Here is a 15284-nt window from a genome sequence, read left to right on the forward strand (position 1 = left end):
CCAACTTGTTCGAGAGCGCGGCGACATACCCGCCGAAGCGCGAAGAGTCGCCGAGGAGGCGCTGCATCGGGCCGCCAACGCGGTGGACTTCCGCCTCCCTTGGAGAGCCGGTCTCTCCCGGTGAGGGCCATCGGGGCAGCGCTGTACGGCAGAACCGACCAGGACGTCGCCGACCGCTTCGACGTCAGCATCCAGTTCGCCGCCTGGCGCATGAACGCCACTTCCTCTCGATCGACCTGGTCCGTCGGGACCGGGACGACGACGTGGAGTTCATGACCCTGATGTGGTTCGATGCGCTCTCCTCAGTAGCGTGAGGCTAAACTCAACAGGACCCGATTGAACAGCAGGGGGCTAGCAGGGGCTGCTGTTGTCGCTGTCGCGCAGGCCGCCGACTGCTCGTCTGAGCAGGTCACGGAATGCCTTTCGCTCGTGGTTGTCGAGTGCGCTGAGGAGTTCGTCCTCTACTTCGCGGACGCGTCCGGTGAGCTCGGTCATCGTTTGCGTGCCGCTTGGGGTGGCGACGATCTTGCGCTGGCGCCGGTCGGCAGGATTGAGCTGACGCTCGACCAGGCCGGCGGAGACAAGGTCGTCGATCAGGTAGGTCATCACCGTGCGGTCAATGCCTAGCTGGCTGGCCAACACCAACTGGCTTGGATGATTGCCTCGGATCACGGCACAGAGGGTGTGGTATCCACGCGGGCCATGGGGGACGGTGTCGAGGATTGCAGCGACTGCACCCAGGTAGGCGCGTCCGAGGGTGAGCACCGCCGGGCCCAGCTCATCTGAAGCGCGGTCACCCGACTCGGGCCCTGGTGTATTGCAGACGACAGCGTCGGCGCTGTCGCTCATGGCCTTCTCGATGTTGTCTTCGCCGGTCCATGCGTGGTCGCGGGCCAAGGCAACGTTGCGCGCGGTATCGGCAGTATCGGGCACGGCAGTTCTCTTCCATGTGCAAAGGGATTCAGGGGCGGGCTCCACCCTCGGCCCGAGCGATGCGTCGCCTGCCACACGGGCAGGCGACGTATCGGGTGAAGGAAGGCTTGGCGGTCCAGGACTGGGTCCGCTGTCAGCCGATGTGGACGGAGGCTGGGTCGGGGGTGTGGTGCTGCTTGCCGGCGTTGATGGCGAGTGCGGTGACGGCCAGGCCGGCGAGGAACATGGCGGCGGCGGCGATGAAGGCGGCGGTGTAGCCGTGGGTGAGTGCGCCGCCGGCCTTGGCCACGAGGGAGAAGTCCTTGCTGGCCAGGGCGCGGTAGTAGGCGTTGGCGGCGTCCGGGAGCTTGTTGTTGGCTGCCGAGGTGGAGATGCTGGCGAGGACGGCGAGGCCGAGCGCGCCGCCGATCTGCTGTGCGGTGTTGAGGAGGGCGGAGGCGACTCCGGTGTCGTGGTGCTGGACGTGGTGAACGGCGCCGAGGGTCATGGGGACGAAGCTGGCGCCGAGGCCGAGGGCGGTGACGAACATCGCGGGCGCCAAGTGGGTGGTGTAGGAGGAGTTCGGCGTGAGGGTGGAGAACCAGAGCATGCCGGCGGCTGCCACCAGTAGGCCTGGCCCGGCGATAAGCCGTGGTGCGAGGTGGGTGACCAGCTTGGAGCTGACTCCTGCGGCCAGGGCCATGCCGCAGTTGAAGGGCAGGTAGGCGAAGCCGGTCCTGACGGGGGTGTAGCCGAGGATGAGCTGCATGTAGAGGGTGAGGAAGTAGAAGGTGGCGAACATGCCCGAGCCGATGAGCAGCATGGTGATGTAACTGCCGGAGCGGGTGCGGTCCTTGAACAGGCGCAGCGGCATCATCGGGTGCTCGACCCGGGTCTGGTAGAGGAGGAAGGCGGCCAGCAGTGCGGCGGCGGTCGCGAAGGAGGTGAGGGTCAGGCCGTCGGTCCAGCCACGGTCGCCGCCGCGGGTGATGCCGTAGACGAGGGCGATCAGGCCGCCGCTACCGGTGATGGCGCCGGGGATGTCCAGGCGTCCGGGGTGGCGTTGGGCCTCGGTGAGGGTCGTGGTGCCGGCCAGGACGGCAAGGCCGATGGGGATGTTGACGAAGAACACCCAGCGCCAGTCAAGGTAGTCGGTCAGGACGCCGCCGAGCAGTAGGCCGACGGTGGCACCGACGCCGCCCATGGCGGCGTACACGCCCATCGCGGTGTTGCGCGGCTTGCCCGCGGGGAAGGTCGTGGTGATCAGCGCGAGGGCGCTGGGAGCGGCGAGCGCGGCGCCGACGCCTTGCAGGATCCGGGCGGCGATCAGCAGGCCCTCGTTCGGCGCGAGGCCACCGAGCAGGGAGGCGAGGGTGAACACCGCGATGCCGATGCGGAACATGCGCCTGCGTCCGAAGAGGTCGCCGGCGCGGCCGCCGAGCAGCAGCAGGCCGCCGAACGCCAGTGCGTAGGAGTTGACCACCCAGGCCAGGTTCGGGGTGGAGACGTGGAGATGGATCTGGATGCTCGGCAGGGCGATATTGGTGATCGTGGCGTCCAGGACCACCATAAGCTGCGCCGCGGCGATCACGAACAGGGCCAGACCCAGGTGGCGGCCGCCCGGCGGCTCCGATGATGCGCCAGCCCGCGCAGGGGCAGCCGTAATTGCACTGTCAGTCGACACGAAAGAACTCCGTTGTGTGGGCGTGAATTCTTGCCCGAACTCGTGCGACAGATATCGAAAGTCGGCTCCCTGCTCCGGAAAACAGGAGCGCACTCCTGTCACTATTTCGAAGCGGTCGCCGAGCAAACGGAGGGAACTGTGCCGATGCGGCATGCAGTGTGCATTCGGGCTGTGAACAACCCTAGCATTCGCTTCTCGCGGGCTGTCGCCATTCCCGGGTGTGGCGATTCTCGCCCTTGACAGAGCCGCCCGATGTGTGAGCAATCAGCACGGGATATTCGATCCAGCGAATTCAGCTTGCATTTTCCGCCGAAGCGTGAGCAATGAGGCCAGGGCTTGAGCTGCACAGCCCTGGACCGCCGTGCCCGTCGACGAAGCGCACCGAACCAGCGGCTCGGGGGCGAATGCATGGGCTGCGGTCCACGACACCAGCCAACTGCCCGCGCAGGGCCGGCTCGAGACCTGGCCTTCGCACGCGGGGTATCAGGTTTGAAGCCAGCGGGGGCGGATCTCGTCCATGCCGAGGAGGTCCAGAAGCGCTACTTGTACCCCGGTGATCAGGATCGTGGGTGGGCTCTTGGCCGTGCCGGGGGCCATGCGCATGGGAGGTGAGCGTGGTCGGGATCAGGTTGACGGTCGGAAGCCGCGCACGTCGACCAGCGCAATCAGCCTGCTGCGTAGTGGCTCCGAGATCCCGGCACACTGCGCCTCGCGCTTCGCCCCGGCGGTGACGGCCTCGTCCGACTCCGGGGCCGGCGGGGACTGAACGGGGCCATGCCCCGCCGCGTGTGGCCCGTACCCGGCACAGCGCAGCGGGTTCCGCGTCGGCGTCAGATGAGGAATGGGTGCCTGTGGCTGGCTGCTGGGTGTGTTCGGCTTCGAGCTGGGCGAGCAGCTGCTGCAGGCCGGGCCGGGCCGCAGGGCTTCGGACGCCGCCTCGGGCGGCTGGCCTCGGCTGCGGTTGCGGTGCCCCGGGGCGCAGGCGGTGCGGACTGGGCGGGGCGCTGCGCGGCGCCGGGCCTTCCAGGCGGCGTAGAGCTCCCTTGCCCCAGGCGAGGGCCTGGCGAGCCAGGACCGGGCATCGGCTTCTGATGTTCCGGGTGCACCGGCTCCACCAGCAGCGCACCGGCCGCGGCTTGCGGTGCGCACCGCAAGCACCCGAACCTCACCGCATCCGCGCACCGCCCGCACCGGGGCGGTCGCAGGCGCGCCCCAGTGCGCCGGGTGCGGTCAGCGGACCACTCCGGGGCGCACCGGAGCGGGGTTGGTGCGCACCTGCTGCTGCTCAGTGCTGTCGGCCGGGCGCGACGCGCGGGGCCTCCGCATTCGCGCGCTCCCGTTCGCGCGCGGAGGCCACGAACGGGCGGAACCGGTCCTCCAGCTCCCACTGTGCGGCGGTCATCCGCGCGCGGAGCTCGATCTCCGCGCGGCTGTTCGCCTTCTGCGCCGCCCGCTCCACCCGGTCGGCCCGCCCCTCCAGCCGGTCCGCGTGCCCAGCCAACTGCTGGCGGTCAGGGCCACGACGCTCGCGGCCAGCCCCGCACCCGCTCGGTCGGTGCCGCGCAACGGTTCCCGGCCGGTTCAGCGGCATCTCACCCCACTTCAGACCCCGACGCCACCGGCTCACCGCCACCGGCCACCGCACCGCACCGCACCGCACCGCACCGCACCGCACCGCACCGCACCGCACCGCACCGCACCGAGATGATCATCCGCTTCGCCATCTGGGACCAGATCACCGACACCACCGGCCTGCCGCCGCAGCCTGAACCAGACACCACGACCGGCGGCCAGACACGTCCCGAACCGGACCCGCACCCCCGAAGCCTGACTCAACCTGACAACACCTGACAACGCCCTCAGAAGGGTTCGGCCAGGGCCACTTCGGCCGCATCGCGGTGGACGCGGTCGATCAGCGCGGAGTAGGAGACGATCATGCGGGTGCGGCTGAAGCGTTCGCGACTGCGCGCGAGGGCGGGGGCGAACTCGGCGCGGCGGCCGGCGGCTTCGCTCCAGGCACGGGCGATCGTCTCGGGATCGGGCGGTGTGGTGATGCCGTGCCCGGCCACCATCGCCGCGCAATCGCCTACGTCGGTGGCCACCGGTACGGCACCGCACATCATGCCTTCGATCAGGCACAGCGGGGCCGCCTCCCCGGTGGCGGAGGTCAGCGAGACCACGTCGGCGGCCGCGTAGACAACCTCCATGTCGCAGCGCACCCCGAGCAGGGATACCCGGTCGGTGAGCCGGGGCTCGTCGGCGAAGGCGGCCGCGAGGTCCGCACGCAGGCCAGGGTTGGCCGTGGTCATGCCGGCGCCGCACATCAGGATGTGTCCGCCGGGCTCCTGGCGAAGGTAGCTACGGGCGGCGCTGAGGAACAGCGGCACGTTCTTCATGGCGGCGTAGCGGGCCGCGAAGACGATCACCGGTGCAGTCGACGGGATCCGCAGTGACGCACGCAGTGCGGCATGCCGGACCGGGTCGGGCCGGAACCGCAGCAGATCCACGCCGTTTGGAATGACGTGCAGGAGGCCGGCGGGGATCCCGGCGGCCTGGTAGGCGGCCTTGGTGGAGGCGGCGCAGCAGACGGCGGCCGCGATTCGGCCCTCGGCGACGGCGGTCTTCAGGTCGTCCAGGGCGGCGCCCTGGTTTTCCGGGTCGGATCGGTGCAGGCAGACGACCACCGGCCGGTGCGGCGGGCCGGCCTGGTTGAGTAGGCCGATCGGCTGTTCCTTCAGAGACAGGATGACGTCGGCGTCCGCAGTCAGTCCGGTGGTGACGGCCAGCTCGGGTGATGTGAAGGCGCCAGGTCCGGCGGTGCCGGGCGGGCGGCGGCCCAGCGAGGTGACCGGTACCCCCGCGGCGCTCAGGGAGCGGTAGCAGGCGTCGTCCTCCATCCGCTGGTAGGTGGCCTCCCGCCGCATGTCCCCGTGGATGCTCAGCACCCGATGGCGTTGGCCGCCCTCGTGCAGGCCTATGACGGCGTCCGTGTGCAGCATCCGGGCTCCGCCCGAGAAGAAGCCCTCGTAGATCGACAGCACTCGCAGCCTGTCCCTCACGCGCACCTCACCAATCGCTGTATTCCAGCACGAGCCCGGTCCCAGTGATCCGCCGGCTGTCGCTATCAGCGCGCATGCGGTTTACGACCTTGTGAAGGGGGCGTTGCGAGCCGATTAATGACCGGCTAGAACGCTCCTGAAAATCTTGGTGTGAGACCGAATTCTGAGCTGGACAAGGTTGCCCCCTGTCGCCCCTATAGGACGGCGGGGGCCAGGGTCCAGGCACCGGTGGTGGTGCGGGTGAGTCCGAGGTTGGTCAGGCGGCGGAGGTTGAGGGCGGCGGCGCGGTGGTGGAGCCAGGTGTCGTTCTTGATGACGCCTCGATAGGGCACGCGGCAGTTGCCCTTGGCGACGAGCCAGGCGATGGCGCGTTCCACCGGTGGTCGCCAGCGGCGGTACTCGGCTTTCCAGTCGGGGTCGGCGACGGCTTGGTCGCGGGCGGCTCTGAGCAGGTCGTACTTGGCGTGGACAGTGAAGGTGCGTCCGGTTTTGGAGCGGGTGCAGCGGTCCCTGAGCGGGCAGTCGGCGCAGAGTTTCTTGAACTGGGCCTGGCGTGCGCCGTTCGCCAGGGGTCGGCCGAGCGGGACGGTGTGTGCGGCGGGGCAGGTGACCTGGCCCTGTTCGGTGTCGACGGTGAACTGGTCTGAGGTGAACCCGCCGGGGACGGCTGCTCTGAGCGGCAGTGGCTTGAGGACCGGGTCGTGGCCCTGGGCCTGGAGGTGTTCGCGCAGTTCGCCGGTGCCGTAGGCGGCGTCGCCGAGGACGGTGACCGGCAGGACCTCCTGGGCGAGGAGGTCGCGGGCGACGGCAGCCTCGTGGTTGCCGGCCCCGCTGCCCGCGGCGACATCAGTGAACAGACCAGTCTCGGGTTCGAAGGCCACGTGCGCGCGGAAGCCCTCCTGGTGGCGCGACCTGTTCTTGTGGATGTGCCGTACTTCAGGGTCGACCGTGGACACGGTGCGGTCGTGCGCGGTGCCCTGGGTGATCTGCCAGCGCCCGTCGCGGCCATCACTTCCGTCGACGGGTTCCACGTCCTGCCCGGCGGCCAGCGCCAGCAAACCGACCGCGTTCGCCGCCGTCTCGCCCAGTTCCTGTTCGGGCAGCCGCCCAAGCAGGTTCAGGACGTCAGTGACCAGGGCGTCAACCAGGTCGGCGCGGGCCTGCACATCGTTCCACGCGATCCTCGGCTTGCCCGGGTCGGTGTAGTCGTGGGCGGTGCACCACCGGTCGGCCACCGTCTGCGCGCCGAGGACCTCGCGGATGACCCGGCGGATCGCGGCCACCAACTGGGTGACCGTGTCCTGAGTGGCGACCGCGTCGTCGAGCACGGTGGAGTCCAGTGCCCGGCGCTGCCGGCCCTTGAGGACACCGGTAGCCGCCACGACCTCCCTGACCTTGGTGAACAGCCGGTTCGGATCACCGGAGCGCTGCAGCCGACGGCGGAAGTAGGTCAGCAGCGAGGAATCGAACGCGGTGTCGTGCAAACCGAGTCCGCACGCAGCCTTCCACCGCAGGTCGCAGCGCAGTTCCTGCACCGTCTCGAAGTCGGACAGCCCGTGCAGGCTCTGCAGCACCACCGTCGCCGCCAGGACCTGCGGCGGCATCGACGGACGCCCGTTGCCCGAGGGGTACATGTCCGCGAACATCGACTTCGGGAACAGCACTTCGCGGTGCTCGGCCAGGAACGCGAACACGCTCCCGACCGGGACCAGCTCCCGGCAGGTCTCCCAGACGTCCTCGCCGACGCTGTCCCCGCCCCATTCCCCCTGCATGCACAGCAGGCTGGCCCCGCGTCAGCACATACGAGGCCAGAACCCGAGATTTCGGTGATCTTCTAGACGGCGGGGCGGTCCGCCGGGGCCCGCCGGCGGCCCGCGGTGTCGTCGAGCGCGGGCGCCCGCCAGGCACCGTCCGGGTGGTAGAGGTTGACTCCCGGCGGCACGATCTCGTCGATCCGGTCGAGTACGGCGTCGTCCAGCACGAGCGAGGCACCCTTGAGGAGGTGCTCCAGTTGCTCCCCGGTACGCGGTCCGATGATCACCGAGGTGACGGCTGGGTGTGCGAGGGGGAAGGCTATCGCCAGCTCGGGCAGGGTGCAGCCGATCTCGGTAGCGAGCTCGGTGAACTGCTCGACAGCGGCGAGCTTGGCCGCGTTCCCGGGGATAGCCGGGTCGAAGCGGGCGGGGGTGAGCCTGGCCCGTCCGGTGGAGAGGTCGATGGGGCGGCCCTGCCGGTACTTACCGGTCAGGAAGCCGGAGGCGAGCGGGCTCCAGGTCAGCACACCCATCCCGTAGCGCCGACAGACGGGCAGCACCGAGGACTCGATGCCGCGGACGATCAGCGAGTAGGGCGGCTGCTCGGTCCGGAACCGCGGCAGCGCGCGCCGTTCGGCGACGTGGTGGGCCTCGACGATCTCCTCGGCCGGGAAGGTCGAGCAGCCGAAGGCGCGGATCTTGCCTTCGCGCACCAGGTCGCCCAGGACCGAGAGCGTCTCCTCGACGTCGGTCGTTTGGTCGGGGCGGTGCACCTGGTAGAGGTCGATCCAGTCGGTCTGCAGCCTCCGCAGGCTATCCTCGACCGCCCTAACGATCCAACGCCGCGAATTGCCGCTCCGGTTGCGTCCCTCCCCCATCTGGAAGTGGACCTTGCTGGCGAGCACCACGTTCTCACGGCGGCCCCGGAGCGCCTTGCCAACGATCTCCTCTGACTCGCCTGCGGAATACATGTCTGCGGTGTCCACGAAGTTGATGCCCTCGTCGAGGGCCGTGTGGACAATGCGGACGCAGTCGTCGTGGTCGGTGTTTCCGACAGCGCCGAACATCATCGTGCCCAGGCAGTACGTACTGACCTCGATGCCGGTTCCGCCGAGGTTGCGATAACGCATGGCCGTACTCCCTTGCTGGTGACTCCCCTGTGCAGCGCACTATAGGAGTTGGAGTGCACTCGAGATCAAGCCCGCGCGGTCGATCCCGTGATGTCGGTGGCACGACCACGCGCGTGGGGTAGTTGAGCTCCGGTCAGGTCACCGGACGCGGCGAGCGGAGGCACAGAACGCCGGCCCAGATCTTCAGCACCCTCCTAGAGCCAAATACCGGCCCCGTGGCCCGCACCAGCGGCCCGAGGGGCGGGAAACCTGCGGGAGGCCGGGGCGCGGGCCGGGAGACTGGAGTCGGCCGCCCCCGGAATGGGCATCGAGTCCTGGAAGCGGACGGCGGTCCCGACCGTGATCGGAAGGCTTTCCGCCCCGGTGCGGTGGAAGTGCGGTGGCTCGTGTCTTCAGCGTCGGCCGCGGTCGAGGGCTGCGATCTGGCGTACGGCCTGGGCGATGGCTGGGGAGTCCTTCTTGAGGATCGCGCCGTGGTTGCTGGCGACCTTCGCGCTGATTTCGATGTTCGGGTTGCGGGCGGTCACCGCGTCGAGGCTGGTGCGTATCTGTTCCTGCTCACCGCTGCGGCTTCCGAGGGATGTCCCTGAGGCAACCACGTACCGCACCGGGACGGTGATGTTGTCCAGCACGGGGCCCAGTTCGCGCTCGCGGGAGAGCCTGCCGAGTTCGATGTTGCTGTTCGCCTGCTGTTCGGCGGTCATCCGCGGGGTGATCCCGGTCGGGCGCAGGAGCGGGGTGAACCAGCTCATCCGCCGGAAGAGCTTGCGGATCCGCTGTTCCATGGCGTCGTCGAGCCAGTCGTAGGGGTATGCGCCGTCGACCAGGACGGCGCCCAGGGTGCGGTCCGGGTTCCGGCTGGCCCAGTGTGCCGCGATGAACGCTCCGTAGGACCAGCCCACGACCAGTGCCCGGTCCACGCCCCTGGCGGCCAGGACGGCGTCGACGTCGCGGACGGCTGTTTCGAAGGAGTAGTCCGCGGAGCGCTTCGATTTCCTGCCGCGGGCTCGCTCGTCGTAGGTGATGTGCCGCCAGCCGGTGCCCAGTTCGGCGATGGCCCGCCGCCAGTACCCCTGGGTGGCGAACTGGCCGTTGAGGTAGACCACGGGGATGCCGGGGCCGCCGGTGTCGGTGACGGCCAGGGCGGTGTCGTCGACCGGCACCATGCCGGCCCACTTCGCGTCGGCCCCGGATGTGTTCTTCGTCATGGGTTCCCCCTTGGTCACGTTGGGTGTCTTGTACGGTTTCGACTTCTCCAGGCGCTGCATGTGGATCGCGGGCCCCTGGTGGACGGGCGGCCGGGTCGTCTGCGACGAGCGATGGGGATCTCGATCGCGGTGGGCCCGGCCGGACAGTCCTGGTCCTGCTGCCTTTAGAGGCTGCGGGCGGTGATGTCGCCCTGGCCGGTGGTGGCGCGGATGTCGAGTTCGGTGGTGCCGTCGTTCTTGAGGGCGTTGCTGACGCGGCCGTGGCCGGTGCCGGCGTCCAGGGAGGCGGAGGTGCCGGGGGTGGCGCCGACCGTGATGTCGCCCATCTGGGTGCGGAGCACGACCGTACCGCGCACGGCCTCGGTGATCCGGATGGCGCCGCGGGCGGTGGTGATCTGTGCGGGGCCGTGCAGGCGGCCGACCTCGATGTCGCCGTCGACCGCGGTCAGGCGCACGCTCGCGGCCTCGTCGATCTTGATGTGGCGGTAGGCGCCTTCGAAGACGATGTCGCCCAGGCGGCCGACGCCGCGCAGTTCGCAGCTGGCGGTGTGGGCCTCGATGCGGGAGCCGGCGGGCAGTTGGACGGTGACCTCCAGGGATCCGGAGGGGCCGAAGTACTGGTTCTTGGGGTCGGCGGTGTGGATCCGCAGGACGCCGTCGGCGAATTCGACGGTGGTCTTCTCTGCCGCCTTCACGTCGCGGCCCTTGGAGGGGTCGGCGGGCAGGATCTCGACGGTGGTGTCGGCGCGGTCGGCGGCGATGACCTGGATGCGCCCGGCGGCGATGTCCAGGACGGCGCAGATCGCGGCGGGGGTGGCGAACTTCTGCATGATGCTCTCCTTGCGGTGCTCCTTGTTTCTGACAACGGAAACGCTACGTTGCGTTCGTGTATCACGCAACATACTCGTTGCGTTTAATCTGTATTTGTGCAGGCCAAAGTCCAGATTTCGTTGCAACGAGTCAAAATCTAACGCAATGACAGATACTCCGATCGTTGCATTGGATTGAGAGTGAACGCTATGCTGGCGGCACCAGGGAAGCACGAAGGGAGATCGCGGTGCCGGGAGGCAGACTCACCCAGGCCGAACGCCAGCAGATCGCGCTGGGGCTGGCCGACGACCTCGCCTACGCGGAGATCGCCCGACGCCTCGACCGTCCCACTTCGACGATCACGCGTGAGGTGGATCGCAACGGCGGCCCCACCGCCTACCGCGCCGACCTGGCCCACCGCGCCACCGAACGCCGCGCCCACCGGCGCAAGGCCGCACCTCGCGGGCAGGGGGCGCCGGCGCTGGGCCACGGGCGCGACGACGAGGCTGTGCGCGAGTACGAGGAGGCGTTCACCACCCTGATGATGGGACAGGGCCTGCCCAAGATGACGGCCCGGGTACTGACCTGCCTCTTCATCGCCGACGCGGGCAGCCTCACCGCGTCCGAACTCGCCGCGCACCTCCAGGTCAGCCCGGCGTCCGTCTCCAAGGCCATCGCGTTCCTCGAAAGCCAGGGCCTCATCCGCCGGGAACGCGACGAACGCCGCCGCGAGCGCTACTTCGTCGACGAAGACGTCTGGTACCAGTCGACGATCGCCGGTGCCCGCGGCATCGCCCAGGTCGCCCAGACCGCACGGCAGGGCGTCAGCGTCCTGGGCCGCGACACCCTGGCCGCCGCCCGCCTGGAGAACATCGCCCGCTTCAGCGACTTCATCAGCGAGAGCATGCTCCGCGCCGCGGAGCAGGCCCGCGAAGTCCTCCACACCAAACCCGAAACGACCCCAAACGACACCGCCCAACCAAGCCCGGACCACGGATAGCCGGCCGTCTCGATCACGGCCAGAGCCTGGCAGGCCGTCAGGTGGCCACGGAGGCGACGATCATGATCGCGCGCAGCACGGTGCCCTGGTACAGGATCCGTGTTCTGTATCGTCCTGGTAGTCGCGGAGCAGGTCGACGCCCAGTTCGGTGCGCGCGGTCGAGGTCGGCGGACAGAACAGCCAAGGCGCGGTCCAGACCGTGGATGGCGTCTTCGTCGCCCTCATGGACCAAGTCGGTTCTGTGCTGCCGTTGTTGTTCGTTCGTAAGTGGCCCTCGGCACGCGTCGGCCGGGCCCGAGGAGTCGAACCCGTCGGAGCCGTAGCACTCCTGGCGGCCCGGCCCGGAACCAGTAGCAAACAGGGCCGGGTGCCTCTTCTCCCCAACCGCGGAGGGCCCCGCTGGCCGGGCGCGGGCCTCCCTCGTCTACGGCAGGGGCTGGACGGGTGGAATCAGCCCCGGCCCCCCGTGTCCTCCGGCCCCCGCCACCAGAGTCGTGCCTACTGGTCGTGGCGCCGGGCGGCTGTACGAGGGCTCGGTCGGCGTCTCTGGGCGTACGTCCCCCGTGGGCCCCGCCTGAGCGGGATCCCATCCACCCCCCGACGGCTCCCGCTCACTCCCCATCGGACCGGCACGCCCCCTGTACTGGCCCATTGCGTCAGGCGACCTGTCGGACCCAATCCGAACCGGTTGCGGTGCTGCGCGCCGTCAGTTGTGACGGTCCCCACCACAACTGGTCCGACAACGGCGCATGACGCACGAACTCAGCACTATCGCTCAGGGTGCATCCGGGGGCCCTCCCGCCGTCACCCACGCACTCGCCTGGCACAATGCCCCGCCATGAGCACTCAGCTGATATCCGACGCCACCGAGACCGCCAGCAGGACCATGCACCGATGGCACGGTCACCCCGGCGTGCGCAGCGACAAGCAACTCACCCTGGGCGAGCGCGCCGCAGACAAGATGCGCAACGGAATGGGCTCGTGGGCGTTCGTCCTTGGCTCGCTGGTCTTCCTGGCCGTCTGGATGGGCTTCAACGGCAAACACGGCTTCGACGCGTACCCGTTCATCCTGCTCAACCTGGTGCTGTCCTGCCTGGCGGCCATGCAGGGCGCGATCCTGCTGATCGCCGCGAAGCGCAGCGACCAGATCTCCAGCGAGCTGGCCGAGCACGACTTCGAGACCAACTGCCGCTCAGAAGAACTACTGAAGCAACTGATGGTGAACTTCGAGGCCCTGAGCGCACAGCACAACGAAATGCACCAGGAACTGGCCAAGGTCAACGCACAGCTCGAAGCCAAGGTGTAGACGCGCTGTTGCTCAGACGGACGCGGTTGCGACTCCGGCCGGCGGAGTCGCAAACCGGACCGCCAGCCCGAGCGCCCTGCCCAAGGCGGCAGGGACACCAGGTCAGGCCAACAGAACGGGCGCCCGGTCGAGAGCCCTTATATCTGTTTGCCCCGAACCAACGCTGGGCGGGGACAGCCGGTCGCAGGCGGGGGACGCTGGCTTCCCGGCCGGTGTCGGGCAGGAAAGCAGAGCGGAGAGTGCGATGGCTGGCAGGGCAGGTGATCGGCGAATCCATGTCACCGCTGAGGGTAGTAGTAGTAGACCTCTGTGGTCTTGGGCGGACCCACCTCCGGGAAACCGGCCTCCTTGAGCGCTGGCAGCATCCTCGACATAAACGCGTCCAGCGCGCCGGATGAGTTCCACAGGTCCACGATGCGCAGACCTGCTTCCGTGATAGTTGCCGTGTGGAACAGCAGCCCTCCGACGGCGAGGAAGCCGTCCACTTGGCTGCGACCGCCGGGCCCGAGGTGATCCTGATGGACATCCGAATGCCCGGCACCGACGGGATCACCGCCACCCGGCGCATCCTGGCCGCCGCCGACCCGCCTTTCGCCCCCACCATCACCCGCCGCCTGATCGAGGCCTACACCCCGCGCCCCGAACCAGCCACCGCTCCCCCACCCGAGATGGCCATCCTGACCACCCGCGAATGCGAGGTCCTGCGCCTGGTCGCCACCGGCCTGTCCAACACCGAGATCCTCGTCCTCAGCACCGCCACCATCAAAACCCACCTCAACCGAACCATGAACAAACTCGCCCTCTCCAGCCGCGCCCAATAAGGGACTATGCGAGCCGCGGTTCGTCGCAGTCCGTGAGGCCCTTGCGGCCTCGCTCGGCAAGGACGACGTGGGCGCCTCGGTCGCTGTCTACCTCGACGGCGAGCCGGTGGTCGACGTCTGGGGCGGGTACGCCGATGCGGACCGCTCGGTCAGCTGGGAGCGCGACACCCTCGCCGGTGTGAACTCGACGACCAAGAACATGACCGCCCTGTGCGCGCTCATCCTGGCCGACCGAGGCCAGCTCGATCTGTCCGCGCCGGTCGCCGCCTACTGGCCCGAGTTCGCTGCGGCCGGCAAGGAGGACGTGCTGGTACGGCACGTGCTGTCCCATACCGCGGGGCTGCCGGACCTGTCCGGGCTGACGGCGGTCGAGGACCTCTACGACTGGGACAACGTAACGGCAGGACTGGCCGCGCAGGCACCCGAATGGGAACCCGGGACGGCCGCCGGCTACCACGCGCTCACCTTCGGGTTCCTCATCGGTGAGATCGTCCGCCGCATCACCGGCCACAGCCTCGGCGAGTTCTTCGCCGAAGAGGTGGCCAAGCCGCTGGGCGCGGACTTCCACATCGGGCTCTCCAGCGAGCATGACCACCGCGTCGCACCGCTCATCCCGCCGCCGTCACTGACCGACGAGTACGCCGCCAGCGCACCGCCCGGAACGGACGGCGTACTCCGGGAGATCACCGGTGCCGCAATCAGGGTCAAGGACGCCAACTCAGTGGCCTGGCGCCGTGCGCAGATCCCTGCGGTAAACGGCTTCGGCAACGCTCGCTCTGTCGCCCTTGTCCAGTCGGTACTGGCAACCCAGGGTTCGGCCAGCGGCGTTCGACTGCTGTCCCCCCAGGGTTGCGAGCCCGCGTGGCAGGAGGTGTTCCGCGGTGAGGACCGCATCCTGGGGACGCCGATGTGCTGGACCGTGGGCTTCGGCAAGTTCGGCAACACCTTCGGCTGGGGCGGCTGGGGCGGCTCGCTGGTCGCCAGCGATCCCGGCTCACGCATGACGGTGGCCTATGTCATGAACCAGATGATCGACCGGGACCGGCAGGAGGACAACCGCGGCCTGGAGATTGTCATGGCCGCCTACAGCGGACTGCACTGACAGGCAACGGGGCGGTCTGGGCCCGCACAGGCCGTTCCTCTGTCCGGCACAGAAGCAAGACGTCGACACACACGAAGAATCAACTGTAGGGGAGAGCATCACCATGAAATCGTTCAAGCGGCTGAGTTCATGGCTCGCCGGGGCCGCGCTGGTGGGCCTCGGCCTGGCTGTGGCGCCGGCCGCCGCAGCCAATGCGGCTGTCACGCCGACGGCGGTTGCCGCGCCGGGAGGTGCGACGCCGAACAGCATCGGCGCGGCAGTCGAGTTCAGGAACGTCAACAGTGGGGGGTGCGTCGACGTGTTCGGCAGCGCGCTTCAGCACGGTGCGTTTGTCGGGGAGTTCAGCTGCCACAACGGTGCCAACCAGAACTGGCTGATCGAGCCGGTCAGCTCCGCGCCCGGGTTCGTCGCCCTGCGCAACGTCAACAGCAACATGTGCCTGGACCTGCACGTCGGCGACATCTCGAACGTGCACGACGGCACCACGATCCAGCAGTG

The 15284-nt window shown here is 68.9% G+C and carries 15 protein-coding genes and 1 pseudogene; 7 read left to right on the forward strand and 9 right to left on the reverse strand.

Going from position 1 to position 15284, the window contains the following annotated elements; translation table 11 throughout:
- Positions 1 to 351: 351 nt before the first annotated feature.
- Together ABIA33_RS31460 and ABIA33_RS31465 are read right to left on the reverse strand one after the other, a co-directional pair.
- Positions 352 to 933, reverse strand: a complete 582-nt coding sequence (locus ABIA33_RS31460) for a MarR family winged helix-turn-helix transcriptional regulator (protein ID WP_370086090.1) — start codon at positions 931 to 933, stop codon at positions 352 to 354.
- Between the two features lie 133 nt (positions 934 to 1066).
- Positions 1067 to 2596, reverse strand: coding sequence for an MFS transporter (locus ABIA33_RS31465; RefSeq protein WP_370086091.1), 1530 nt, complete (start codon positions 2594 to 2596; stop codon positions 1067 to 1069).
- Between the two features lie 841 nt (positions 2597 to 3437).
- Here ABIA33_RS31465 and ABIA33_RS31470 point away from each other — a divergent pair.
- Positions 3438 to 3632, forward strand: a complete 195-nt coding sequence (locus ABIA33_RS31470; RefSeq protein ID WP_370086092.1) for a hypothetical protein — start codon at positions 3438 to 3440, stop codon at positions 3630 to 3632.
- A gap of 249 nt (positions 3633 to 3881) precedes the next feature.
- On the opposite strand, the gene ABIA33_RS31475 is transcribed toward ABIA33_RS31470, so the two are convergent.
- The gene (locus ABIA33_RS31475; RefSeq protein ID WP_370086093.1) at positions 3882 to 4097 is read right to left on the reverse strand and encodes a hypothetical protein; all 216 of its coding nucleotides are present in this window, start codon (positions 4095 to 4097) and stop codon (positions 3882 to 3884) included.
- Positions 4098 to 4300: 203 nt separating this feature from the next.
- Here ABIA33_RS31475 and ABIA33_RS31480 point away from each other — a divergent pair, with 203 nt between their 5' ends.
- A complete protein-coding gene (locus ABIA33_RS31480) occupies positions 4301 to 4447 on the forward strand; it encodes a hypothetical protein (RefSeq protein ID WP_370086094.1) in 147 nt (48 codons plus the stop codon).
- Positions 4448 to 4455: 8 nt separating this feature from the next.
- On the opposite strand, the gene ABIA33_RS31485 is transcribed toward ABIA33_RS31480, so the two are convergent.
- From ABIA33_RS31485 to ABIA33_RS31505, 5 genes are all read right to left on the reverse strand, one after another.
- Positions 4456 to 5655, reverse strand: a complete 1200-nt coding sequence (locus tag ABIA33_RS31485) for a glycosyltransferase (RefSeq protein WP_370086095.1) — start codon at positions 5653 to 5655, stop codon at positions 4456 to 4458.
- 194 nt (positions 5656 to 5849) lie between these two features.
- Positions 5850 to 7427: an IS1182 family transposase gene (locus ABIA33_RS31490; protein WP_370086096.1), complete on the reverse strand. Its 1578-nt coding sequence runs from the start codon at positions 7425 to 7427 to the stop codon at positions 5850 to 5852.
- 62 nt (positions 7428 to 7489) lie between these two features.
- On the reverse strand, positions 7490 to 8539 hold the full coding sequence (locus tag ABIA33_RS31495) for an aldo/keto reductase (RefSeq protein WP_370086097.1): 1050 nt from the start codon (positions 8537 to 8539) through the stop codon (positions 7490 to 7492).
- Between the two features lie 392 nt (positions 8540 to 8931).
- A complete protein-coding gene (locus ABIA33_RS31500) occupies positions 8932 to 9747 on the reverse strand; it encodes an alpha/beta fold hydrolase (protein ID WP_370086098.1) in 816 nt (271 codons plus the stop codon).
- Positions 9748 to 9911: 164 nt separating this feature from the next.
- Positions 9912 to 10577 (reverse strand): DUF4097 family beta strand repeat-containing protein, encoded by a 666-nt coding sequence (locus tag ABIA33_RS31505; RefSeq protein WP_370086099.1) that lies wholly within the window; start codon positions 10575 to 10577, stop codon positions 9912 to 9914.
- Between the two features lie 227 nt (positions 10578 to 10804).
- On the opposite strand from ABIA33_RS31505, the gene ABIA33_RS31510 reads away from it, so the two are divergent.
- Both ABIA33_RS31510 and ABIA33_RS31515 read left to right on the forward strand, forming a co-directional pair.
- Entirely contained in the window at positions 10805 to 11557 is a 753-nt protein-coding gene (locus tag ABIA33_RS31510; protein ID WP_370086100.1) for a helix-turn-helix domain-containing protein, read from the forward strand.
- 838 nt (positions 11558 to 12395) lie between these two features.
- Positions 12396 to 12863 (forward strand): DUF1003 domain-containing protein, encoded by a 468-nt coding sequence (locus ABIA33_RS31515; protein ID WP_370086101.1) that lies wholly within the window; start codon positions 12396 to 12398, stop codon positions 12861 to 12863.
- A 278-nt stretch (positions 12864 to 13141) separates the two neighbouring features.
- Here ABIA33_RS31515 and ABIA33_RS31520 read toward each other — a convergent pair whose 3' ends face one another.
- Entirely contained in the window at positions 13142 to 13348 is a 207-nt protein-coding gene (locus tag ABIA33_RS31520; protein ID WP_370086109.1) for a hypothetical protein, read from the reverse strand.
- On the opposite strand from ABIA33_RS31520, the pseudogene ABIA33_RS31525 reads away from it, so the two are divergent.
- From ABIA33_RS31525 to ABIA33_RS31535, 3 genes and pseudogenes are all read left to right on the forward strand, one after another.
- A pseudogene (locus ABIA33_RS31525) lies at positions 13319 to 13684 on the forward strand (response regulator transcription factor); the annotation flags it as partial. The gene ABIA33_RS31520 and the pseudogene ABIA33_RS31525 overlap by 30 nt on opposite strands.
- Before the next feature lie 67 nt (positions 13685 to 13751).
- On the forward strand, positions 13752 to 14786 hold the full coding sequence (locus ABIA33_RS31530; RefSeq protein ID WP_370086102.1) for a serine hydrolase domain-containing protein: 1035 nt from the start codon (positions 13752 to 13754) through the stop codon (positions 14784 to 14786).
- A gap of 103 nt (positions 14787 to 14889) precedes the next feature.
- The coding region (locus tag ABIA33_RS31535) for an RICIN domain-containing protein (protein ID WP_370086103.1) at positions 14890 to 15284 on the forward strand (395 nt) is incomplete at its 3' end.

Origin of the sequence: Streptacidiphilus sp. MAP12-16 (genome assembly GCF_041262165.1) — a bacterium.
GTDB lineage: Bacteria > Actinomycetota > Actinomycetes > Streptomycetales > Streptomycetaceae > Streptacidiphilus.

What these genes read in the sequence shown, in the direction of transcription:
- ABIA33_RS31470 (WP_370086092.1), top strand. Translation starts at nt 3,438, where the DNA reads ATGGGTGCCTGTGGCTGGCTGCTGGGTGTGTTCGGCTTCGAGCTGGGC.
- ABIA33_RS31480 (WP_370086094.1), top strand. Translation starts at nt 4,301, where the DNA reads ATGATCATCCGCTTCGCCATCTGGGACCAGATCACCGACACCACCGGC.
- ABIA33_RS31490 (WP_370086096.1), bottom strand. Translation starts at nt 7,427, where the DNA reads ATGCAGGGGGAATGGGGCGGGGACAGCGTCGGCGAGGACGTCTGGGAG.
- ABIA33_RS31495 (WP_370086097.1), bottom strand. Translation starts at nt 8,539, where the DNA reads ATGCGTTATCGCAACCTCGGCGGAACCGGCATCGAGGTCAGTACGTAC.
- ABIA33_RS31500 (WP_370086098.1), bottom strand. Translation starts at nt 9,747, where the DNA reads ATGACGAAGAACACATCCGGGGCCGACGCGAAGTGGGCCGGCATGGTG.
- ABIA33_RS31505 (WP_370086099.1), bottom strand. Translation starts at nt 10,577, where the DNA reads ATGCAGAAGTTCGCCACCCCCGCCGCGATCTGCGCCGTCCTGGACATC.
- ABIA33_RS31515 (WP_370086101.1), top strand. Translation starts at nt 12,396, where the DNA reads ATGAGCACTCAGCTGATATCCGACGCCACCGAGACCGCCAGCAGGACC.